At 41.9% G+C, this 22547-nt stretch carries 20 protein-coding genes; 9 read left to right on the forward strand and 11 right to left on the reverse strand.

Features of this window, described 5'->3' with window-relative positions; translation table 11 throughout:
- Nucleotides 1–427: 427 nt before the first annotated feature.
- Complete coding sequence (locus V7K76_RS32515; protein ID WP_334775372.1) at nt 428–4285, reverse strand: beta strand repeat-containing protein; 3858 nt, start codon at nt 4283–4285, stop codon at nt 428–430.
- Between the two features lie 851 nt (nt 4286–5136).
- Here V7K76_RS32515 and V7K76_RS32520 point away from each other — a divergent pair.
- The 3 genes from V7K76_RS32520 to moeB all read left to right on the forward strand — a co-directional run bounded on the left by V7K76_RS32520 (nt 5137) and on the right by moeB (nt 7276).
- A complete protein-coding gene (locus V7K76_RS32520; RefSeq protein WP_334953038.1) occupies nt 5137–5286 on the forward strand; it encodes a hypothetical protein in 150 nt (49 codons plus the stop codon).
- Nucleotides 5287–5504: 218 nt separating this feature from the next.
- Nucleotides 5505–5963, forward strand: coding sequence for a M67 family metallopeptidase (locus V7K76_RS32525; RefSeq protein WP_334775374.1), 459 nt, complete (start codon nt 5505–5507; stop codon nt 5961–5963).
- 140 nt (nt 5964–6103) lie between these two features.
- Entirely contained in the window at nt 6104–7276 is a 1173-nt protein-coding gene (gene moeB / locus V7K76_RS32530) for a molybdopterin-synthase adenylyltransferase MoeB (protein WP_334775375.1), read from the forward strand.
- 65 nt (nt 7277–7341) lie between these two features.
- Here the strand turns inward: moeB and ftsH4 are convergent, their stop codons facing one another.
- Nucleotides 7342–9207 carry an ATP-dependent zinc metalloprotease FtsH4 gene (gene ftsH4, locus V7K76_RS32535; protein ID WP_334775376.1) on the reverse strand — a complete coding sequence of 622 codons (1866 nt, stop codon included), beginning with the start codon at nt 9205–9207 and terminating at the stop codon, nt 7342–7344.
- Between the two features lie 486 nt (nt 9208–9693).
- On the opposite strand from ftsH4, the gene V7K76_RS32540 reads away from it, so the two are divergent.
- Nucleotides 9694–9903 (forward strand): hypothetical protein, encoded by a 210-nt coding sequence (locus tag V7K76_RS32540; protein WP_334775377.1) that lies wholly within the window; start codon nt 9694–9696, stop codon nt 9901–9903.
- Here the strand turns inward: V7K76_RS32540 and V7K76_RS32545 are convergent.
- Complete coding sequence (locus V7K76_RS32545) at nt 9880–10104, reverse strand: hypothetical protein (RefSeq protein WP_334775378.1); 225 nt, start codon at nt 10102–10104, stop codon at nt 9880–9882. The two genes, V7K76_RS32540 and V7K76_RS32545, sit on opposite strands and share 24 nt — an antisense overlap.
- A gap of 38 nt (nt 10105–10142) precedes the next feature.
- On the opposite strand from V7K76_RS32545, the gene V7K76_RS32550 reads away from it, so the two are divergent.
- Entirely contained in the window at nt 10143–11351 is a 1209-nt protein-coding gene (locus V7K76_RS32550) for a hypothetical protein (protein ID WP_334775379.1), read from the forward strand.
- Between the two features lie 137 nt (nt 11352–11488).
- Here the strand turns inward: V7K76_RS32550 and V7K76_RS32555 are convergent, their stop codons facing one another.
- Nucleotides 11489–12163 (reverse strand): S-layer homology domain-containing protein, encoded by a 675-nt coding sequence (locus tag V7K76_RS32555; RefSeq protein ID WP_334775380.1) that lies wholly within the window; start codon nt 12161–12163, stop codon nt 11489–11491.
- Between the two features lie 337 nt (nt 12164–12500).
- On the opposite strand from V7K76_RS32555, the gene rpiA reads away from it, so the two are divergent.
- Entirely contained in the window at nt 12501–13208 is a 708-nt protein-coding gene (rpiA, locus tag V7K76_RS32560; RefSeq protein WP_334775381.1) for a ribose-5-phosphate isomerase RpiA, read from the forward strand.
- 39 nt (nt 13209–13247) lie between these two features.
- On the opposite strand, the gene V7K76_RS32565 is transcribed toward rpiA, so the two are convergent.
- Nucleotides 13248–13478 carry a hypothetical protein gene (locus V7K76_RS32565; protein ID WP_334775382.1) on the reverse strand — a complete coding sequence of 77 codons (231 nt, stop codon included), beginning with the start codon at nt 13476–13478 and terminating at the stop codon, nt 13248–13250.
- 29 nt (nt 13479–13507) lie between these two features.
- Here V7K76_RS32565 and V7K76_RS32570 point away from each other — a divergent pair, with 29 nt between their 5' ends.
- Nucleotides 13508–14146: a histidine phosphatase family protein gene (locus V7K76_RS32570; protein ID WP_334775383.1), complete on the forward strand. Its 639-nt coding sequence runs from the start codon at nt 13508–13510 to the stop codon at nt 14144–14146.
- Between the two features lie 437 nt (nt 14147–14583).
- On the opposite strand, the gene V7K76_RS32575 is transcribed toward V7K76_RS32570, so the two are convergent.
- From V7K76_RS32575 to V7K76_RS32600, 6 genes are all read right to left on the reverse strand, one after another.
- Complete coding sequence (locus V7K76_RS32575) at nt 14584–14895, reverse strand: hypothetical protein (protein WP_334775384.1); 312 nt, start codon at nt 14893–14895, stop codon at nt 14584–14586.
- A gap of 446 nt (nt 14896–15341) precedes the next feature.
- The gene (locus V7K76_RS32580) at nt 15342–16178 is read right to left on the reverse strand and encodes a CheR family methyltransferase (protein ID WP_334775385.1); all 837 of its coding nucleotides are present in this window, start codon (nt 16176–16178) and stop codon (nt 15342–15344) included.
- Nucleotides 16178–17251: a protein-glutamate methylesterase/protein-glutamine glutaminase gene (locus tag V7K76_RS32585; RefSeq protein ID WP_334775386.1), complete on the reverse strand. Its 1074-nt coding sequence runs from the start codon at nt 17249–17251 to the stop codon at nt 16178–16180. The genes V7K76_RS32580 and V7K76_RS32585 overlap by 1 nt, the downstream gene beginning before the upstream one ends.
- Nucleotides 17252–17296: 45 nt before the next feature.
- Nucleotides 17297–18598 carry a methyl-accepting chemotaxis protein gene (locus V7K76_RS32590; protein WP_334775387.1) on the reverse strand — a complete coding sequence of 434 codons (1302 nt, stop codon included), beginning with the start codon at nt 18596–18598 and terminating at the stop codon, nt 17297–17299.
- A gap of 17 nt (nt 18599–18615) precedes the next feature.
- Nucleotides 18616–19086: a chemotaxis protein CheW gene (locus V7K76_RS32595; RefSeq protein WP_334775388.1), complete on the reverse strand. Its 471-nt coding sequence runs from the start codon at nt 19084–19086 to the stop codon at nt 18616–18618.
- On the reverse strand, nt 19079–21265 hold the full coding sequence (locus V7K76_RS32600; protein WP_334775389.1) for a chemotaxis protein CheW: 2187 nt from the start codon (nt 21263–21265) through the stop codon (nt 19079–19081). Before V7K76_RS32600 ends, V7K76_RS32595 begins: the two co-directional genes overlap by 8 nt.
- 277 nt (nt 21266–21542) lie before the next feature.
- Between V7K76_RS32600 and V7K76_RS32605 the strand changes: the two genes are divergently transcribed.
- Together V7K76_RS32605 and V7K76_RS32610 are read left to right on the forward strand one after the other, a co-directional pair.
- Nucleotides 21543–21908: a response regulator gene (locus tag V7K76_RS32605; RefSeq protein WP_334775390.1), complete on the forward strand. Its 366-nt coding sequence runs from the start codon at nt 21543–21545 to the stop codon at nt 21906–21908.
- Between the two features lie 6 nt (nt 21909–21914).
- Nucleotides 21915–22520: a chemotaxis protein CheX gene (locus tag V7K76_RS32610; protein ID WP_334775391.1), complete on the forward strand. Its 606-nt coding sequence runs from the start codon at nt 21915–21917 to the stop codon at nt 22518–22520.
- Nucleotides 22521–22547: the final 27 nt, after the last annotated feature.

Here is a 22547-nt window from a genome sequence, read left to right on the forward strand (position 1 = left end):
CTTCGTTTACCGTTTTTTCTAATCTCAGTAGAATCACAGTATGGACAATACACAGTAGAAAACCTCAATTCATCCCTCTATTATGCAACGCCGAATGGCTATATATTACCAAAAATCCGAACGCAGACATGATCTGACTTACCAAAAAAAATTGTAACCCATCCGCACTATGCCGAAAACAAAAGAACTAGACTCAATATCTACTCTTTTGATAAGAGCCGCACCCTAAGGGAACTCCAAGAAATAAATTATCCAATATTGTGGGGTGGGCAACATGAGCGCCCAGTTCATAGGGCGGGCGAGACGCCCACCCCACAAGAGTTAATTGAATATTTTTTTATTTGTCAGTCCCTAATCAAATGCAAGGTGCTTTCAATAGCACCTTGCAATCCGTACCGCTTAGTGATTGAAAAACGCCAATTTCCGATTAAACAATCACAAAATTGTTTTCGGTTAGTGGCAATCCAGCCGATAGTTGTGCAAATTTTACCTGAGTAAACCCAGATGCACTGCCATCTTGGTCAAAGAACAGTCCACCTGTAGTGTTGTTATAGATAAATCGTTGATTGCTTGTTGTTGCAGATGTTCCGATGACAAACTGACTAGCTAAGACTGAACCTGGTGATAAACCACCACCAAAACCAGCAGCCGATACCTGAATCAGTTCATTAGTGGCGTTGAAGTCATAAAGACTATCTACACCTCCATTGTAATTATTGAAAACAAAAGTATCAGTACCAGTTCCTCCATAGAGGCTATCATTTCCGTTGCCACCAATGAGTATATCATTGCCATCGCCTCCATCTAGGAGATTAGCACCTGTTGAACCGCTAGCATTCAAGGTATCGTTACCTGCACCTCCTTGTAGGGTGTTATTACCAGACGAACGAGAGTCGGAGTAGTCGTAGGAGGCATAGTAGGAGTAGTCGCCAGAAATGTCAAGATAATCATTGCCATTGCCCCCAGAGAGCAGGTTATCGCCTTTTGAACCGCTAGCATTCAATGTATCGTCACCTGCACCTCCTTCTAGGGTGTTATTGCCAGATGATCGAGAGTCGGACAAGTCGCCGTAGCTATAGTTGTAGTTGCCATAAAATTCAAGATAATCATTGCCATCGCCCCCAGAGAGTAGGTTATCGCCTTTTGAACCGCTAGCATTCAATGTATCGTCACCTGCACCACCTTCTAGGGTGTTATTACCAGATGAACGAGAGTCGTAGGAGTCGCTGGGGAAGGTAGAGCCAGAAAACTTATAATAGCCAGAGATGTCAAGAGAATCATTGCCATCACCTCCAAAAAGCAGGTTATCACCTGTTGAACCACCAGCACTCAAGCTATCGTTACCAACTCCTCCATTGAGGGTATTTTTGCCTGTTGAAATGTCAGCAGTCAAGCGATCGTCACCAGTGCCACCAAGAAGGGAGTTATTTCCCACACCGCCATCAAGGGTATCATTTCCCTCACCACCAATGAGAGTATCATTTCCCGCACCACCTCTCAAAAGGTCATTACCACTTTTGCCATCAATGATGTCGTCACCCCCTTGACCATTGATAACATCATTGGAGTTGTCAAAACCCGTTATATTGTTGTCGAGGTCATTGAGGAAGGTAACAGTGTTCCGGTTGAATAGGCTAGTTTGAGTGGAATTAGCGTCAAACACATCAAAACTGTCAGTGATGCTGGTTTGTCCATCAAACAAAATATTGCCAATAGCTGGTCGTGAAGAAGTTGCTGGCAGATTATCCAGATTTTCTAATTTGAAGTTTTGGAGAATGACTTTGTTATTAGCGACATTTTCAAAGGTGATTTCTAAGTTGTTACCATTTTGAGTTAATTGCAGATTTTGAGCAGTCAAGCCACTACCGATAAATTGCAAGGTGTCTAAGGAAGCAATCACGCTTGCTGAGGGATTTGAGCCTTTACCAATGCCACCGAAATCGGTGATAATATCAGTGGCAGTGTCAAAGCTGCTGTCTAAAAAGTTATAAACAAATTCATCATTGCCCGCACCACCAGTTAGAATGTTGGTACCATCTCCACCTGTCAGGATATCATTACCGGCACCGCCAATAATTGTATCATTACCATAGCTCCCAAAGAGCGTATCGTTACCACTGTTACCAACAATGTTGTCATCGTAACTTGTACCTAAAATATTTAATCGCTCGATATTTTTGTAGCTAACCCGATTCGTACCCGCCGTAATTGCTCCAATGTTAGTAGTAGTATTGAATGTTGTTGTGATCCCTGCTGGAGAATTGGTGTAATCGACAGACAACACGTCGTCACCCTTACCTCCATCTATCGTATCCTTGCCACCAGTGCCCGCAGAGAGTGTATCGTTACCACTGTTACCAACAATGTTGTCATCGTAAGCTGTACCTGAAATATTTAATTGTTCGATATTCTTATAGCTAACCTTATAAGAAGTTCCCGCTGTTATTTCTCCAATGTTAGTAGTAGTATTGAATGTTGTTGTGATCCCTCCTGGAGAATTGTAGTAATCGACAGACAACACATCGTCACCCTTACCTCCATCGATCGTATCATTGCCACCATAGCCCGTAGAAAGCGTATCGTTGCCATTACTCCCCACAATTTTGTCGTCGTAAGCTGTACCTGAGATATTTAATCCTTCGATATTTTTATAGCTAACCCTATAAGTGCCTGCTGTAACTTCTCCAATGTTAGTAACAGTATTGAATATCGTTGTGATACCCCCTGTAGCGGAGGTGTAATCTACGGACAACAAATCGTCACCCTCACCTCCATCTACCGTTTGAGTCACTAAATCAGAGGGTACAACATCTGGAGATGCGCTGCTTAGATAGAAGGAATCATTGCCATCGCCCCCAGAGAAGAAGTTATTGCCTATTGAATACTCAGCACGCAAGGTATCGTCACCAGCGCCACCGTTGAGGGTATTATTACCTGAGGAGGGGAAAAGATTCTGTCCAATGGCGTAGCCAATCGCATAACCAGAGATAGAGAGGTAATCATTGCCAGTGCCTCCAGAGAGTAAATTATTGCCTGTTGAATATTCAGCACGCAAGGTATCGTCACCGGCGCCACCGTTGAGGGTGTTATTACCTGATGAAGTAAAACTATCAGAGTAGGCTCTATAATAATTTACGCCTGAGGTGGAAAGATAATCATTACCATCGTCCCCAGAGAGCAGGTTATTGCCTGATGGAGACTCAGCAGTCAAGGTATCATCACCAGCGCCTCCTTCTAGGGTGTTATTCCCTGAGGAGGGGTAATAGATGTATTCGTTGACACTGCTATCAACGTTAGAGGCGTTAACAAAATCATTGCCATCTCCCCCAGAGAGTAAGTTATTGCCGGATGTTGCCCCAGCATCCAAAACATCGTCACCAACGCCACCATTGAGAGTGTTCTCGCCTGTTGAAAATTCAACATTCAAGTAATCATTACCTGCACCACCAACGAGAGAGTCATTGCCCGCACCACCAACGAGAGAGTTATTACCTGTGGGGAAGTCATTCCCCGTACCACCAACAAGAATATCATTGCCCACGCCACCAACAAGAGTATCATTGCCCACACCACTAACCAGGGAGTCATTGCCCACACCACCAACCAGGGAGTCATTGCCCACACCACCTCTCAAAAGGTCGTTACCACTCTTGCCGTCAATGATGTCATCACCTCCCTGACCATTGATGACATCATCTGAGTTGTCAAAGCCGTTAACATTGTTGTTCAGGTCGTTAAGGAAAGTAACTGTATTCTTGTTGAAGATAGTACTTTGGGTGGAGTTGGCATTGAAGACATCAAAGCTGTCAGTAATGCTAGTTTGCCCATCAAACAGGATATTGCCCAAGTTTACAGTGGCTCCTGTAGATTTGCTGAGATTATCCAGGTTTTCTAGGGCAAAGTTTTGCAGGATGACTTTAGGACTAACAAACCCCGTTTCAAAATCATCTAACTCTTCAAAGGTGATTTCTAGATTGTTACCATTTTGGGTCAGCACCAGATTTTGGGCACTTAAGCCATCGCCTACAAATGCTAGGGTATCCACTTCGGCGATGACTTCTGCTGTTGGGTTTGTCCCTTTACCTACGCCACCAAAATCGGTGATTACATCAGTATAATTATAGTAATTGTCGTAAATAAATTTATCCTTACCGCCTCCACCAGTCAAAGTGTCATTGCCGCCGTTACTAGATATGACATCATTGCCTAATTTACCGTTAATCGTATCCGCGTCAGTGCTACCCTGTAGGGTGTCATTACCGTTGGTTCCAATGATATTTGCCATAACTTTTACCTACCTGAATCGATTTTTTCAGTAACTTCAGTTCTCAACAAGCTGCTTGTGCTGCTGCTTTTGGGCAAAAATAACTCACCAAAATTTGACGTGTTCGGCATACTTTCTATGTCAACCCGATCAGCAAATTTCTCAAAAATTCACCTTATCAAAAGGCTTGTATCTATTACTTATACTAAAAACGGCTGAGAACTTGACTTTTGAATAATCGCCAAAAGCTTGTTTGTGCCAAGCTTATAGCCATTTTTAAAAAAGTCTCGTTGTTACCCCTTCGCAGTATACCTAACTATCTTCAAACTATCTAAGTCTTAAGCACTGTACAAATTTATGAGCGTGTGCATTCATGATAATCGTTGATCTCAGGCTTTTTTAAGCATCACTTGTTAAGTAGACATTACTGAAAAATCATCGAAAAACTTAGCTTGAATGCTCAAAAACTCACCCTTCGCGTTTGATTTTTTTGCCAGCGCCTAAGTCCTACTAGAAGAGAAAATAGTCAACGATTTATTCTTAATCGGGAAAGAGATTTTTATATCCTCTCTTGTGGGCTATTCTCTGTGGGGTCTAGCTGGAAAATAGAGAACATCTCAATAACCTCAAAATAACTACATAGTCAATATCTTACTTAGATGTCCATACTTAAATAACTATCTTTGCATACTCTTCATATTATTTGCCAATAAATGTATACATAAATACAGAGCTTTGTCTATTCTTTATATTTTTCTATAGCAATCCTAAATCATTCGTAAACAATGAGATCCCCAACTTATTAGAGAAATCAGGGATCTCACCCTTGTGATTTTTGCAAATCAGATAGGATTGCTATGGTTTCTAGGCGAATGGCACTAAGAAAAGATACAGCCCTTGCTCTGACTGGTTCCCAGCCTGAAGGCTGGGAAACCATTCTGGGAGGCTCCGCCTCCAGTAGCTTGACAAGAGGCAGAGCCTCTTTGAATACATTCCCAGCCTGGAGGCTGGGAACGAGGTGACACAAGCCTTTGGGCTTTTCTTAGTGCCATTCGTTTCTAGGCAATAAGAAAGCAGAAGAGATTAGGCAAATGTCTGAAGAAGTGATAAAAAATACATATTTTATTTTTTGAAGGCTGCGATCGCTGAGTAAGGTTACATCTAAACTATGATTAAGAGCGATCGCAATGTATCGATCTGAGCAAGAATCGCTCAAGATTGCAAAGTTACCAACGCAGACATGATCCGACTGAGCCAAGAACACTTGCAAATCATCTGCACCCATGCCGAAAGCACTTACCCAGATGAGTGCTGTGGTATAATTTTGGGCTATCTGGCTAATGAGGGCAAAACTGTGGTAGAAGTCATACCAACAGAAAATGCTTGGAATACAGAAGCGGCATCTGAGTTTCCAGGGGAACGGACAACAGAAAGTAAAAGACGGCAATATGCGATCGCACCTGAAGTTATGCTAAAAACACAAAGGGAAGCACGGGATCGCTCACTGAACATTATCGGCATTTTTCATTCTCATCCAGATCATCCTGCTATCCCTTCAGAATGCGATCGCCTATACGCTTGGCAGGGATACTCGTATATAATAGTATCCGTCCAAAACGGTAAAGCTGGAGAACTTAAAAGCTGGAGCCTGGACAATCATCATCAGTTTCAAGCAGAGGAAATTAAAAATATAAAATAACTGGCTTAGTTTAAAGACAGTCACTTGTAGCAGTTTTCGCCGCTACCATTGATAAAAATTCGTCTTCCATCCTTCCTATCTCTATATAAGATACAGTTTTTCGATAGGATTAATATTCGCTCTCCCACATCATAACTGCTATGCTAAATCCCAATCTAGACGAAATCCAGTTAACCAAAGACGATTACGAACGCTACTCCCGCCACATAATTTTACCGGAAGTAGGACTAGAAGGACAGAAACGCCTAAAAGCTGCCAGTGTACTGTGTATCGGTACAGGTGGACTCGGTTCACCACTACTTTTATATTTGGCGGCGGCGGGTGTTGGACGCATCGGGATTGTCGATTTTGATGTTGTCGATACTTCTAATCTGCAACGCCAAGTCATTCACGGTACATCCTGGGTGGGTAAACCTAAGATTGAATCGGCAAAAAACCAGATTCACGAGATTAACCCCTATTGTCAGGTTGATTTATACGAAACTCGTCTGACTTCCGAAAACGCCCTGGAGCTTATTCAACCTTACGATATCATAGTGGATGGTACTGATAACTTCCCTACCAGATATCTAGTTAACGATGCCTGCGTATTGCTGAATAAGCCCAACGTCTACGGTTCAATTTTACGGTTTGAAGGGCAAGCTACTGTATTTAACTACGAAGGTGGGCCAAATTATCGGGACCTTTTCCCAGAACCACCACCACCAGGAATGGTTCCCTCTTGTGCAGAAGGTGGCGTATTGGGAATTTTGCCCGGAATTATTGGTTTAATTCAGGCAACGGAAACTGTTAAAATCATTCTGGGACAAGGTAACACTCTCAGTGGACGATTGCTGCTATACAACGCCTTAGATATGAAATTTCGGGAGTTGAAACTGCGTCCTAACCCAATTCGCCCAGTGATTGAAAAGCTGATAGACTACGAAGAATTCTGCGGAATTCCACAAGCTAAAGCAGAGGAGGCAAAACAGCAGTTGGAAAGTCAAGAAATAACCGTCAAGGATTTGAAGGAATTGCTGGATAGCGGTGCGAAAGATTTTGTACTGCTGGATGTCCGCAACCCCAATGAGTATGACATTGCCAAGATTCCGGGTTCAGTGTTAGTGCCTTTACCAGACATTGAAAATGGGAATGGCATTGCGAAGGTGAAGGAAATATTGAATGGGCATCGCTTAATTGCTCATTGTAAAATGGGCGGGCGATCGGCAAAAGCCCTAGCCATACTTAAGGAAGCCGGGATTGCTGGGACGAATGTCAAAGGCGGAATTACCGCTTGGAGTCGAGAAGTCGATCCTTCTGTTCCAGAGTATTAAAAACGCAAAGGAACGCAGAGGTACGCAAAGTTTTTCTCTGCGTTCTTCTGCGTTTAATTTCTTAATTACGAATTAGTTACAGGTTTTACTTGACTCAACAGATTATGCAGTTTTTCGCCTTCAATAACCTCTGTTTCTAAGAGTTGAGTCGCTATCGCTTCTAGCAAGTCTCGATTCTGTCTAAGAATCTCTAGGGCTTGCTCGTGGGCTGTTTCCACGATTTCCTTGACTTCGCTATCAATGGCTTTCGACGTTTCTTCACTTACTGCCCGTCGGGGATTAGCACCACCATTACCCAGGAATGCTGCTTGTTGTCCTTGTTGATAAGCTAATGGCCCTAAAACTTTACTCATACCATAAGCTGTTACCATTCGTTCTGCCAAATCAGTTGCTCGTTGCAAATCGTTAGAAGCACCTGTGGTAATACTGTTAAACACAATTTCTTCAGCCGAACGTCCACCTAACAGAGTCGCAATCTGACCCCGCAATTCTGCTTCATTCATCAAAAAGCGGTCTTCAGTTGGTAATTGTAGAGTGTAGCCTAAAGCTGCCATCCCACGAGGAATAATTGAAATCTTTTCTACCTGACCGTTTCCGGTTGTGAGTGCCCCGACCATTGCGTGACCAACTTCATGGTATGCAACAATCTTTTTCTCAGTCTCGTTCATTACCCGACTCTTCTTCTCTAAACCGGCGACTACCCGCTCAATTGCTTCGGCAAAGTCTTCTTGAGCAACCCTTTCACGCAGATTACGCGCTGCCAATAATGCGGCTTCGTTCACCAAATTTGCCAAATCTGCGCCAGCAAAACCAGGGGTACGAGTAGCGATCGCTTTTAAATTTACATCATCTCCTAATTTTACCTTTTGAGCGTGAATCTTGAGAATTGCTTCTCGATCTGATAAATCAGGACGGTCTACCAACACTTGGCGGTCAAAGCGGCCTGGACGCAGCAATGCTGGGTCTAGTATTTCGGGACGGTTGGTCGCTGCTAGAACGATTACCGTTGCATCGCCAGCTGCAAACCCATCCATCTCAGTTAGTAATTGGTTGAGGGTTTGTTCTCGCTCATCATTGCCACCGTAAAAGCCATTACTGCTACGAGACTTACCGATCGCATCCAATTCATCAATGAATATAATACAAGGAGCCTGTTTTTTAGCCTGCTCAAACAAATCCCGGACTCTGGAAGAACCCACACCAACAAACAGTTCCACAAACTCGGAACCAGAGATGCTGAAAAATGGAACTCCTGCTTCTCCTGCTACAGCTTTTGCTAAAAGTGTCTTACCAGTACCAGGAGGGCCAACCAACAACACACCCTTGGGAATTCTAGCGCCAATTTGCGTAAACCGCGCTGGAGTCTTGAGGAAATCCACAATTTCTACTAACTCAGTTTTCGCTTCTTCGACCCCAGCCACATCTGCAAAGGTGATTTTCGCTGATTCGCCTTCAACATAAACCTTAGCTTTGCTTTTACCAATGGAAAGAGCGCCTTGGGGGCCACCGCCACCACTACGGGCGAGAAAGAACTGCCAAATACCAATAAAAATCAGTGGTGGAATCACCCAACTCAAGAGGGTTGTAAACCAGGTATTTTTCGATGGAGGTGTAGCAGCGAACTCAACTCCCTTTTGTTCTAGAAGTTTGGGCAACTCTAAATCAAAGATTGGTGTAGTGGCAAATACCTGAGCAGGCTCGGCATTTTCTGTTTTTAGTTGGTAAATAATCTCGTTTTGACCAACAGAAACGCGACTGACTTCTCCTTCCTGTACTTGATGAATAAATAGGCTGTAGGGAACACCAGTAGGGCCAGAAGTAAATAAACCAGGCAAAAATAAATTTAAGAGCAGAAATAGCCCTGATACTCCTAGCAATATATTCGCAATGTTCCGAAACCGAGGTGAATTAGGCTGTTCTTTAATTCCCATAGATGTTACCAATCCTTAAAATGAAAACTAAATGGAGAATGAGAAATGAGAAATAGAGAATAGGCATTGGTTCTTCTCCCCCTACTTACTCATCTTCTTTAACGCTTTGAGAAAATTAATTAAAGACTGGTCAAAAATGCTGCTATATTCGTCCAATCTAGGCAATCTCTAAGATTGACTGTGATGATGTGTGTAGCTTACTTCCCCGAAAGGGTGCGCTATTAGTGACGCAAAGTTGTTCAGTTTGCCTTGATTGTCAAAAATACTACCGCTTCTCATAATTTCTCCTGTTTAACAATGTTTGCAGCATTTATTTATTTATGTAACTAAACTTAACAATTAAATTAATCTTTGGGAACTAACGAGTAAATACGGTTTACCGTACTCAAAGAATTAACACCACTTGAAATAAGATAACTTTAGTGAGGATAAGGCTGTGACATAAAATACAGAGATTAAGAGACGCAAATATGAATCACCGTATTTTTGCCATATACAACACTGTCACCTGCGATCGCTCTAAGGGAACTCCAAGAAATAAATTATCCAATATTGTGGGGTGGACATCTTGCCCGCCATCTCGACTGGGCGGGCGAGACGCCCACCCCACAAGAGTTAATTGAATATTTTTTTATTTGGAAGTCCCTAACCTGGATTGATGCTCAGGTACGTTCAGAAGCGATCGCAAATAACTAAGTAGGGATCGGCATAAATAATTATTGTTGGCATCAGGCAGGGATTTTGAACTAAACCGTTTAGTTCAAAAAAGTAAATAATAAATTTTTGACTAATAATTTCTTGAGAAGTTAGCATGAAATTACAGTCGAACTTCATCTGAGATAATATTTCCTGCTGAAATAAGTATAAAGAATCAAACAGCAACACTTCTTCTGTCAAATTTTACCAATTTATAGTAAATTTCAATTACCAATGCCATGTCAAATCGTCGTTATCCTCCCGCCTACTTACGCTATCTCAGAGCCAGGTTATGGAATCTAGGGCGACCTGGTTTTTGGGTAACTGCAATTGTTTTATCTGTAGTTGGGCTAGTAACCTGGGAATACTGGTCGAATCCAGATATTTTCGTTTATAAGCAAAAAAACGAAGTCACTTCCCAAGAACCTGTTGATTCCTCCCTGTCAGAGGAAAATAAAGCGATCGCAGCAGATATTGATAACCTGCCAGTTTTGTTTAACGACTTTGAACAAGCAGCTCTCTCATCACAAGCAAATACGTCTAATGAAAAGGCTAATGAAAAGGCTAAAGACAAAAACAGCAAAGACTTCTTAGAGGATGTAATTAAAAAACAAAATTCTCCTGATGATACCAAAGTAAATCCTGCTTTAGGCGTTAATGGCGACACCTCCCCAGCCGTGAAAAATCCCTTTGTTGTACAAACAGAAAATTTATTGCGTACTGGGACAGTTGATAGTGGTAATCAGTTTCTCGGTCTTAAAACCTTAAATGGGGCGTCTGAACCAACAGGGGGGGAACAAACATCCTCTAGCCTGGATATTGGCTTGACTAATCAAACCAACAAGAATCAAAATTCTCTCTCTATCAGCCCTTTGCAAGCAGCATTAAGCCAATCCACAAACCAGAAATTATCTAGCTTCAATGGGATCACTCCAACTCACACAAATGCTTTGGGTCGAGTCTCTGACCCAGCAACAACGCTAATGCCACCCATCAACAGCTTACCGAATCAGAATTCTCTACCAAGTACTGGCTTAACTCCTGGGACAAACTACACGTCAACGGGTACAAACTTACCACAAAATCCCTACAGTAATTTAAATAACGGTCAATTAGTGCCTAATAATGGGTTAACTACGGGTACGAACTTACCGCAAAATCCCTACAGTAATTTAAATAACGGTCAAGTAGTGCCTAATGTAGTACCAGTGACACCCCCAGTCACCTCAATCGCACCAAGTAATACTGCACCTTACTCTAGCCAGAGTCCGAGTCAAAGTGTTGTCACACCCACAAACCCTTTAGGATACGGTAATAATGGATTGCAACAACCGACGCAACCAGCACAATCTAATTATGGGAATTATATGCAACAGCAACCAACGCAGTCTAATTCCTTATATCTTCACCAGATTCTAAACAAGTATAGAAGTTCTGGTCAAAACTGATTTTAAGTACGTCGGCTAGAAAAAGTCTAGCTAGTACAACACGGCGTAAATAAACCACCCATTCAAAATCAATGAAACGCTTACGCTGTATGAATTTTGAATTTTGAATTTTGAATTTTGAATTCCGCCTTGCGGTACTAGGGTGATTGTGGGCTATTTGGAATCACCGGAACCTCTGGTGTTTCGGGTTGTCGCTGTTGTCGTTGCAAATATTTACTCAATACATAAGCCATATCCCCACGAGTTACAGGTTTTAATGGGGAAATATTGCCTTGAGCATCTGTACTCAGAAATCCCTCAGTAGCTACAGTAGCGATCGCTTTTCTAGCCCAAACTGGGATAGATTTTTCATCTGGATGTGAAGCCAGAATTTCATTCACAGCCTCATCGGGAAACTGAAATACACCATAAGCCTGAGCGAAAATAGCCAGAGCTTCTGCCCTTGTTACCTTTTGGTTAGGGAAGAATTCATTGCCCCGATAGCCTTTCATGATGTCAGTTTTTAAGACTGTCTGTATATCATTAAATGCCCAATAAGAACGAGGAACATCTGGAATCACTAAATTTTCTTTGTTAACACCTTGTCTTTTATCTAGCCGAAATGTTTTCACCATAATTGCCGCTAATTCTGCTCTACTCAGTAACCTTTCTGGATAAAATTTGCCATCGGGAAAGTTTGTCATCCATTTGGCAGCAGTTACCTGTTGAATAGAATCAGATGAGATTCCAGAAGTAGATTCTGGTACTTGAGCAATTGCAGGCAAGTTTTGTAGTAGTGCCACTAAAGACAGAGTAATTGAAAGCTGACGCATTATGATGACCACTTTTAACTGCTAACGTGAATTTAAAAAACTAAACCCCGTCTAGGTTGAAAACCATAGTTTTAAAAGTAGTGGGAGCATCTTGCTCCCTGGGGGTAGTAGCGGGCAAGATGCCCGCACTACTCCGGGTTTCAAAATGGACGAGGTTTATGTTACTGAGGTTAACGCAAAATTTAGACGGGAAAATGTTGCGTAGCTACGTAGGGTGTTAACTGATTTTCATAATCAAGAGAGTAGAAATCAGCAAAAACTTGTTTTTTACCTTTCATCTTTTGGCGTTATTGTCCCACTACTATGGACTATAGTCAGTTTTTCAGGAATTTTGGGAATGACAACAACAGATCCCGTAACGTTGATGAAGCAAGAAGTTGGCAAAGCCGCCGCCGCCCTAGTAAAATCGGGTTCCATTGTGGGGTTGGGTACGGGGTCAACTACAGCATATACGATTCAGTTTTTGGGCGATCGCCTCAAATCTGGCGAACTCAAAGATATTATTGGTATACCTACCTCGTTTCAATCAGAAGTGCTGGCGAAGCAGTACGGCATTCCTCTCGCCACCTTAGATGCTGTTGATCACATCGATATTGCCATTGATGGGGCAGATGAAGTCGATCCGCAGAAAAATTTGATTAAAGGCGGTGGTGCAGCACATACCCGCGAAAAAGTTGTAGACTATCTAGCTGAACAATTCATCGTCGTGGTAGATAGTGGTAAGTTAGTAGACCGCTTAGGTTCTAGTTTTGCTGTGCCTGTGGAAGTGATTCCAATGGCAATTACTCCTGTCACCAACGCCATCAAAAAACTCGGTGGTAAACCAGAACTCCGTATGGGTGTCAAAAAAGCTGGCCCAGTGATTACAGATCAAGGGAACTTTGTCTTAGATGTCAAATTTGACTCTATTGAAGATCCAGCCGGACTAGAAAAGACATTGAATAACATTCCCGGCGTTCTGGAAAATGGTATCTTCGTTAACTGTGTCGATTTAGTTTTAGTTGGCGAAGTTAAAGATGGTCAGCCATTAGTGCGGCAACTGTAGAATTTTGGATTTTGGATTTTGGATTTTGGATTTTGGATTTTAGATTAAACCTAGCAATGTCGGAGACTGGGAACGAGGCAATCTAAAAGCTAGTTCTAGACTTGCTTTCACGTTAAGTTGACACCAATGCCCTCTGCCTTCTGCCTCCTGACTTGAAAGCGCTGAGTGCTGAATAAAAATACTAGTTCCCAGTCCCCAGTCCCCAGTTATTCTTTCATTCAAGGCTGTGAAACTTGTTTCATCAGGACTGCCTTCTTCAATTTTGCACAAAATCCTTGATCCCAATTGCGATACAAGCTATGACACTCAATTTATATTTACTGCGACATGGAGAAACTACTTTTAGTCAAAGTGGTAATTTCTGCGGTGAAACTGATGCCCAGTTGACAACAGAGGGGATGCAGATGGCATCCGGTTTTGCCGATGTTTATCAAAGCTTGTTGTGGGAGGCTGTTTATGTTAGCCCGATGAAGCGCACAATTGCAACTGCCAAGCCATTTTGTGATGCTATCGGTATGGATATGCAGTTGCGTGACGGGCTAAGAGAAGGTAGTTACGGCAAATGGGAAACTAAGAGTAAATCGTTTGCTCAAGAGAATTACGCGGAAAACTATGTAAAATGGTTGACAGAACCCGCTTGGAATGCACCACTAGGTGGAGAAACTGCGGTAGATATTGCTAACCGTTCTATGCCTGTAATTGCTGAAATTCAAGAAAAACATCCCCAAGGTAATGTTTTAGTAGTTTCCCATAAAGCCACAATTCGGATTATGCTTTGCAGTTTACTGGGAATTGATTTAGGACGCTATCGCTATCGGGTGAATATTTTGGTCGCGTCGGTAAGTATGGTTAAATTTGACGTTAATGGCCCCTTGTTAGAAATATTAGGCGATCGCCATCATATACCTGATAGTATTCGCTCTCGTCCGGGAACATAATAGGGTAGCAACGCAAAAAAGTGAAATCATCGTGAAATGGGCTATTTTTGAACAGGGGGAGTAAAGAGAGAATTTTAATAATTTTCGCTACTGTAATAGCCCGGAATACACTTATTTATTTGTCTCCCCCTGCCTCCCCTGCTCACTGTTAGAGCATTGCTCCCATTTCACCCTATCTTACAGGAGATAGCGTGATGGGAATCCGGGGCGATCGCAGAGCGATTCAGAAGGCAGAAGTACGAAGGCAGAAGGCAGAAGGGAACCCACGTTTAAAAACGTGGGATTGAAGCAATGACGCTTTGTATCTCGCGCTACGCGTCTCGATACAATTCTTTTTTTAAACTGGGCAATAACCCAGAACTAAAGTTTTTATTAATACTCCTTTCATAAAAGCCTTCTGCCTCCTGCCCTCTGCCTTTCTTGTAAAAATTCAAATTTTAGTGATGAAGACGAGCTTGGCGTTCACGTAATTCACGAGCTTTTTGTTCACGAGCTTGGCGTTCACGCAATTCACGGGCTTTTTGTTCACGAGCTTGGCGTTCACGTAATTCACGAGCCTTTTGTTCACGAAGTTGCTGTTCATGCAATTGACGCTCACGAATTAGTTTAGCGTTATTAAGAGCAATAGTATTAGTATTTAAATGATCATTGCGAAAATTCACAACAGAAGCATTAGCATGAGTTGAAAGAGCAGCAATTGAAACAGATGCTAATAAACCACCAAGAAGAATAGATTTTAAGCGATTCATATATCCTTTAATCCTTGTTTTCCTTAACTTGTATATTGCTAATATATTCTGCATAATCAAGAAAAGATATCTAGCAAATGTCACCACTTAAACATGACTAAAGTCACGTCGCTTCGCTCCGAATTCAAAATTCAAAATGACGCTCGCAGACTCGCTAACGCTGCGCTAACAAAATTCAAAATTAATGATCCCCATAAATAAATTTAGGGGCTTGTATCATGAGTCGTTTTCGGTCACTAAGCACCCCATGACTTCCCATTCCTAACTTCGAGTTTTTGACTTGGACAGATGCGATTGGTCTAGTGAGGAAGTAAGTTACTCTCGTCTAAACCCAGATATAGAGCAGATGTTATCTACTATGTGGTTGGTGGTAACACAACAAGCGTATCGAGGGAGAGCGATCGCTGTTTTCTGGGAAAATTTTGCTACACAAGCGATAAATCCGGTTAAGCATTGTGTAATTGATAGCAGATACCTTTGTTAAATGAAACCTGCTTGAATGAGCTATCCAGGTTGATAGTCGTCTCAGCCGTACCGAGAAACAGGTAGCCATCTGTTCTTAATTGCTGTTTTACCTTTCTCAACAAGGCTTTCTTGGTCGCTATATCATAGTAGATTAAAACATTGCGTAAAAAGATCACGTCGATTTCGGGAAGGGATGACCAAGATTCCATCAGGTTGATCTGACGAAACTCTGTCATCTGGCGAATTTCGGACTTGATTTGCCAGTCACTATCTAGCCTCTGAAAGTACTTGTCACGGAGATTTTCAGATAGTCCACGGCTAATTTCAAGTTGGTTATAATGCCCTTTTTCGGCACGCGCTAAAACTTTGGTAGAAAAATCGCTGGCAATTAACCTGATAGACCAATTGGTAAGTAAGGGAAAATGTTCACGAATTAGCATAGCGATGCTGTAGGGTTCTTGTCCATTAGAGCAAGCAGCACACCAAATGTTTAGCGATCGCTCAATGGCTCGTTTTTTGATTAACTCTGGTAGTATGTATTGTCTCAGTGCTTCAAAAGGGTGATGATCTCGAAAGAATGAGGTTTCATTAGTGACTAACGCCTCGATTGTCTGGATGTGAAGATTGTTAAAGGGTTGAGTCTTTAAATATCCCACCAGTTCAGAAATGAAAGTGAATCCTGCTGATTCTGCAATTGGCTGTAAATGTAACTCCGCTAGATAGCTTTTATTAGCAGACAACACAACTGCTGAATGATCGCGAACTAATTGACGAAGATACTCAAAATCATCGGTGCTTACGCTCTTAGTCTGTTGCATTACAGACCTGAAATAGAAATTTTATGGTCACGAATTCGCCGCATAATTTCAGTTGCCATTTGGTCAAGGGTGACAACTTGATCGGCAAGTCCAGCATTAACGACAAAACTAGGCATCCCCCACACTACGCTACTAGCTTTGTCTTGGGCTAGCACTTGTCCACCCGCCTCGCGGATACACTTACAGCCATGTAACCCATCTTGCCCCATTCCTGTGAGGATAACTGCGATCGCTCCAGCACCATAAACCTCTGCTACCGAGCGAAACAGAACATCTACTGAAGGACGACAGGAATTTTCGCTCGGTGCTTGATGAGTCGCAAGTCGAACCACACCTTTGTCGCGTTGCACAACTAAATGAAAATCTCCCGGTGCAATCCAAGCTTGTCCAGGTTCTAATACCACTCCAGGAACCGCTTCATTGACTGGGATTTGACATTTAGAAGATAATCGTTCAGCTAATAGTTTCGTAAACATGGGGGGCATGTGTTGCACAATCAAAATGGGAACTGATAAATCGGCTGGAAGTTCTCTAAGCAATACAGTCAGGGCATTAGGCCCTCCAGTAGAAACCCCAATTGCTACAACATCTACCCGCTTGGGATTGGTGTAAAGGGGAAAAACAACTGGATGAGCAACCGTGCTTGGTGTTGTCAATGGAGTCTTTTTTGCACCAAATACTTTGATTTTAGGAATTAAATCCTCTTGAATATGTTGATTTATCGCCTCTACATTTCCTAAATTACTGGGTTTTGTGGCATAATCTGAAGCCCCTAAAGAGAGAGCTTCGAGTGTAGCGATCGCTCCAGTCCGTGTAGAGGTACTGAACATAATCACTGGTAGGTGGGGATAGATTTGTCGAATCGCGGACAGAGTTTGTAAACCATCCATTTCTGGCATTTCAATATCCAGGATCACAATATCGGGATTGACCTGGGGAATTTTGGCAAGGGCGATGCGACCGTTAGCAGCGACTCCTACCACTTCTAGTTCTGGATCGATAGACAAAATCTTACTGATTCGACTCCGAACTACTACCGCGTCATCAACAACTAGTATTCGGATTTTGGGCATTGGGGGTTGGGGATTGGGGATTGGGGATTGGGGACAGTGAAAAAACTAATATATAAACTGGCTAACGACTTTCTGCAAATCTACTGCCATGCGCGATAATTCTGTGGCTGCTTGTAACGTATTACTCGTGCCAATCGTTGTACTTTGAGTATTCAATGCCACAATTGCGATATTTTTGGCAATATCAGATGTGCCTTTGGCTGCCTCAGCAATATTGCGGCTAATTTCATTTGTAGTTGCTGTTTGCTCTTCAATAGCACTAGCGATCGTGCTTTGAAAGTCGTTGATTTGATTGATAATATCAGTAATCTGAGTGATGGCTTGAACGGCAGCTTTTGTATCTGTCTGAATCGCTTCAATACGCTGGCTAATATCTTCCGTGGCATTTGCTGTTTGTTTGGCTAATTCTTTCACCTCGTTTGCCACTACAGCAAATCCTCTGCCGGCATCTCCGGCTCTTGCTGCCTCAATTGTAGCATTGAGCGCTAGCAAGTTTGTTTGCCCAGCGATCGCAGTAATAACTTTAATTACTTTGCCAATTTCAATGCTGCTTTGACCCAGTTTATTAATTGTTTCATTGGTGCGGTCAGCAGTTTTAACTGCTTGAGTCGTGACTTTTGCCCCTTCCATGACGGTCTTAGCAATTTCTTGAATGCTGGCATTCATCTGCTCTACCGCAGTCAAAATTGTACTGCTATTCTGGCTCACCTGTTCGGCGGAGCTAGATGCCGAGGTTGCCTGTTCAGAAGTTTGTTCGGCGTTTTGAGTCATTTCTGTACTAACTGCGGTCAATTCTTCTGATGAAGAGGCAACTGCCGTTGCCACCTCTGCCATCTGTCTGATTGAAGACCTCAAGCTGCTAATCATTTGATTGGCATTATCTGTAAGTTGCTTCAAATCTCCTGCATTGCTTTCCTCAATTTGTTTGGCTAAATTTCCTTGGGCAACTACAAGGGTTACTTCATTAATACTTTTGATCTGCTCTTTTAAATTTGTAGACATTTGGTTGAAGTTATCAAGCAATCCTTGCCAACTCCCCTCTGCTCCTTTGACAACGGCTTGAGAGCCTAGCTTCCCTTCAGTACCAATTTCGGCTGCCAAGTGAGAAACTTCTTGGGCAAAGTTTTGGTTTAAACTTACCAATTCATTAAAAACCAAGACAATTTCACCTAGTTCATTATTCTCGGCAGTTAAACGGACGCTAAAATCACCATTTTTTACAGATTTCAGTGCTAATAGTAACGCTTGCAGTTGCTCTTTTGTGACACCGTTATCAGCCGGCGAAGTTACACTATCCTCTGAAGAAGATTTAGAGTTGGCTGTTTTTGCAGCCCGATTCGTAGTCATTACAAAGCGCTCCTCAATTACTCACTAACGTGATTTATCAAATTAACATTTAGAATTTTTTTGGCATCTAAAACTAGCAGAAATCCATCTGGGAGAGGGTAAGCCCCTGCTAGCATCCAACGCATTTTACCTTTTAAGGTTGTAGGTGGGAGTTGAAACGTGTTCTGTGGAAACTCTAAGACATCACCAACATTATCGACGAGCAAACTGACTACTTCATCCTCAAAACTTACAATAATATTAAATCCCTGGGCTTCATCTACAGGTTTTATATTTAATTGTGTCTGCGGCTCACTCATCTCTAATCGGCGTTGCAAATCAATTACAGTAATAATTTGTCCACGTAAATTAATTAAGCCACAGATATCTGGTGGGGCTAAAGGTATACGAGTTATTGTTTGTGGGCGAATCACTTCTTGAACGTGTAGGACGTTAATACCAAAATAAACTCCTTTGAGAAAAAATGTACAAATTTGTTGTTCAGCCATTAGCAATCAATTGCAGCAAATGAGGGTTAGCAATGCGAATTACAGCCTCAATGTCAAGGATTTCTGTAATTTTACCCTGAAATACAGCGTACAAAAGCACACCTGGTCTACTAGAGACACCTGTAATTGTCAGTGGTTCTTCTATAATGTCAAGAATGCGCTCAACTACTAGCGCCACGCTGAGTTCTGCGGAGGGGGAGACAATCACTATCTGGAGAGTTTCTGCAACAGTTGCCTTAGTCCGATCGCGGAGGTCATTCTCATAATTATGGGAAAATACTTTGTGCAGGTCAATTAGCGGCAAAATTTTACCGTAAGACTGCACGACATAGTGATTCCCTACTTTCTCTACCGCAGAACAAAGAATCTCTTCGAGCCGAAAAGCAATGTCCAGGGGAATGCCCATACGAGCGCCTTCTGGTCCCTCAAACAATAATATTGTTTGGCGATCGCTAACTTGGTCTTGGTCTTTTCTGGCGTTTTCAATCAATAACTGCTGCTTTTGTTTTGGGGTTACACCAGAACTGTTTGCCAAACCAATAACATCAATAATTAATGTCACTGTGCCATCCCCTAGAATAGTGGCTCCGGCAAATAAAGATAGCGCCTTTAACTGTTTTCCTAGAGGTTTAAACATAATGTCTTGGATGTCTTCAATTGTGTCCACAACCAATCCAAATTGATAGTTATCAACTTGCACAATTACCAGACTGAACATTTCCAAGTTAGTATCACTATTAGGGATTTGTAATACTTGATTAAAATAAACTAATGGCACAAGAGTGTCCCGCAAGCGATATACAGGAACATCGTAAAACATCTCAATCTGACTAACTGCCTGTGCTTCTAGGCGTATTAGCTCTTGTATACTGGCTTGGGGAATGGCATAGCGATCGCCACCACTGCTGACAATTAATGCGGGAATAATCGCCAAGGTTAGGGGAATCTTGATTTTGAATGTCGTTCCTTGTCCTGGCTGGCTATGAATTTCAATCGTCCCGTTAATTTTATCAATATTATTCTTGACAATATCCATCCCAACTCCACGCCCAGAAAGGTTTGTCACCTGTTCTGAAGAAGAGAAGCCGGGTAAGAAAATTAAGTTTATGACTTCCGACTCACTCATGGACGCGGCTTCTACGGCGCTCACTAAACCAAGTTGCTGCGATCGCTTTTTGAGTTTTTCTACATCGATCCCACGGCCATCATCGCCAATTTCAATATTGACTTTGCCGCTTTCATGAAAAGCTCTTAAAAATAACCGTCCGACAGATGACTTTCCACAAGCAGTCCGTTCAGATGGGAACTCAATGCCATGATCTATACAGTTGCGTACTAAGTGAGTCAAGGGGTCTTTAATTGCTTCAATAATGCTTTTATCTAGTTCAGTATCTATCCCCTCCATGTCAACCTTAACTTCTTTACCGGAAGCGATCGCCAAATCGCGGGTGACGCGAGGAAACTTTTGCCAAATGGTACTAATTGATTGCAGTCGAGTTTTCATAATCTCTTCCTGCAACTGGGATGTCAGAAGACTCAGGTGTTGGCAAGTAGCCGCAAAGCTACTATCCTTAAACTTGGTACTAAATCCGATCACCTGATTACGGGTTAAAACGAGTTCACCCACGAGGTTCATCACCTGATCTAGGAGGTTAATATTGACTCGGATCTGAGAAGATTCTGATGCTGTCAGGGTTGAGACTTCTGGGAATTCATTACTTAGATACGTAGTATCGGTATTTACCTGTAAGTCTTGCGGATTAACAGCAGATGCGATCGTCGCCTGCTCAGTTGACTGTAATTGAGTTAAAGTCGTAATGAGTGCTGAATAATCGCGATCGCCCTCATGCCTGGTTGCTTCAATTTGGGACAGAATTTGCCGAATGCTGTCAAATATTTGCAATAATGTATTGATGATCGTGGGGGTAATTGCTAGCTGGCGATCGCGTAAAGATGAGAGCAAATTTTCCCCAGCATGAGCAACTGATTCCAATTTGGGAAAAGGTAAAAACCCGCAGTTTCCTTTAATTGTGTGGAGTGAGCGATAAATGCGAGCTAGGGCTTCTCCTTGTTCTAATGTTTTCTCTAGAGAAATAATATCTTGTTCAATTTGATTTAGATTTTCATAGCTCTCAATGAGGAATGCTTCTATATCATCGTTAATTTCAGTTAACTCCATTGCCTTCTAAATTAAAAATCTATATCTTTTGTATTCATTCTAATTTATTTTAAATCTCAGCAATATACCGCTTTAACATCATGTTTAGATTCTTTAATGCTGAATAGTGTTATCTTAATAGTAAAGCAATAAATATGCAATATCCTGGTTGCTATTCAACTCAAACTTTCAAAAATGGTTTTCGTAAAGGTAGACAATGTTACAAATGTAAACAATGATATCAGTTAACTGAGATAAATTTATACTTATTGAGGGAAAATCCAAAAGGGCAGAGATAATGACATTAGTTTTGATTATTGATGATGCAGCCTTTTCTCGCAGAATGATCCGTAAGTTTTTACAAGTTGATGGTTACGAAATTATAGAAGCAACTAATGGGCGTGAGGGATTAGAATTAGTTCACCAACGCAAACCCAATTGCGTATTAGCGGATCTACTCATGCCAGACATGAATGGGTTTGAATTTCTGCAAGCTCTACAAGATGAAAAATTAAAAATTCCCACAATTATCATCTCAGCCGATATCCAAGAAGGGGCGCGCAATCAAAGTTATAGTCTTGGGGCTATCAACTTTATTAATAAACCAGCAAAAGAAAATGAGCTGCGAAAGGCAGTGCAGCAAGTTGTTAATACTAAGGAATAAGTTTTGATGAATGTAACAGCAGAAGAACTAGATGCACTACAAGAATTGATTAATATTGGAGTTGGTCGAGCCGCAAGTCTGCTGAATGAGATGGTAGACTCTCACATTGGACTCAAAATTCCGTATGTAAAAGTATTAACTGCTACTGAGACTTATCAGGAATTAGCAACACGATTCCATGATGACAGCTTGGCATCTGTAAGGCTAGGCTTTACAGGTTCTTTTTCTGGTGCTGCGGGCTTGATTTTTCCTACTGACAGTGCATCATCACTAGTTGCAGTGCTTACAGGTGAAGAACCAGGTTCGCCCGATCTAGATGCGGTGAAAATTGGCACTCTGAGCGAAATTGGTAACATTGTGATCAACGGGGTAATGGGTTCCCTTAGTAATGTGCTAAAGCAGCATGTGAACTATACATTACCTATTTACTTAGAAGATACAATTGAAAACTTATTATTATCTAGTTATGAAAGTGACTCCAAAATATTGCTAGCACAAGCTCGATTCATCATTGAAGAGTTAGAAATTATTGGGGATATTATTTTAATCTTTCACGTAGGTACATTTGATGCATTGATCAATGCAATTAATGATGAAATTGCAGTAATATGATAGATAAAACAGGAGTCAGAATTCAGA

Origin of the sequence: Nostoc sp. (assembly GCF_036917975.1) — a bacterium.
In the GTDB taxonomy this organism is placed as follows: domain Bacteria; phylum Cyanobacteriota; class Cyanobacteriia; order Cyanobacteriales; family Nostocaceae; genus Nostoc.

Coding starts and splice junctions, on each gene's coding strand:
- V7K76_RS32600 (WP_334775389.1), bottom strand. CDS start 21,265: ATGGAGTTAACTGAAATTAACGATGATATAGAAGCATTCCTCATTGAG.
- rpiA (WP_334775381.1), top strand. CDS start 12,501: ATGACAACAACAGATCCCGTAACGTTGATGAAGCAAGAAGTTGGCAAA.
- V7K76_RS32610 (WP_334775391.1), top strand. CDS start 21,915: ATGAATGTAACAGCAGAAGAACTAGATGCACTACAAGAATTGATTAAT.
- V7K76_RS32605 (WP_334775390.1), top strand. CDS start 21,543: ATGACATTAGTTTTGATTATTGATGATGCAGCCTTTTCTCGCAGAATG.
- ftsH4 (WP_334775376.1), bottom strand. CDS start 9,207: ATGGGAATTAAAGAACAGCCTAATTCACCTCGGTTTCGGAACATTGCG.
- V7K76_RS32550 (WP_334775379.1), top strand. CDS start 10,143: ATGTCAAATCGTCGTTATCCTCCCGCCTACTTACGCTATCTCAGAGCC.
- V7K76_RS32595 (WP_334775388.1), bottom strand. CDS start 19,086: ATGGCTGAACAACAAATTTGTACATTTTTTCTCAAAGGAGTTTATTTT.
- V7K76_RS32575 (WP_334775384.1), bottom strand. CDS start 14,895: ATGAATCGCTTAAAATCTATTCTTCTTGGTGGTTTATTAGCATCTGTT.
- moeB (WP_334775375.1), top strand. CDS start 6,104: ATGCTAAATCCCAATCTAGACGAAATCCAGTTAACCAAAGACGATTAC.
- V7K76_RS32570 (WP_334775383.1), top strand. CDS start 13,508: ATGACACTCAATTTATATTTACTGCGACATGGAGAAACTACTTTTAGT.
- V7K76_RS32590 (WP_334775387.1), bottom strand. CDS start 18,598: ATGACTACGAATCGGGCTGCAAAAACAGCCAACTCTAAATCTTCTTCA.
- V7K76_RS32585 (WP_334775386.1), bottom strand. CDS start 17,251: ATGCCCAAAATCCGAATACTAGTTGTTGATGACGCGGTAGTAGTTCGG.
- V7K76_RS32515 (WP_334775372.1), bottom strand. CDS start 4,285: ATGGCAAATATCATTGGAACCAACGGTAATGACACCCTACAGGGTAGC.
- V7K76_RS32525 (WP_334775374.1), top strand. CDS start 5,505: ATGATCCGACTGAGCCAAGAACACTTGCAAATCATCTGCACCCATGCC.
- V7K76_RS32580 (WP_334775385.1), bottom strand. CDS start 16,178: ATGCAACAGACTAAGAGCGTAAGCACCGATGATTTTGAGTATCTTCGT.
- V7K76_RS32555 (WP_334775380.1), bottom strand. CDS start 12,163: ATGCGTCAGCTTTCAATTACTCTGTCTTTAGTGGCACTACTACAAAAC.
- V7K76_RS32520 (WP_334953038.1), top strand. CDS start 5,137: ATGGCACTAAGAAAAGATACAGCCCTTGCTCTGACTGGTTCCCAGCCT.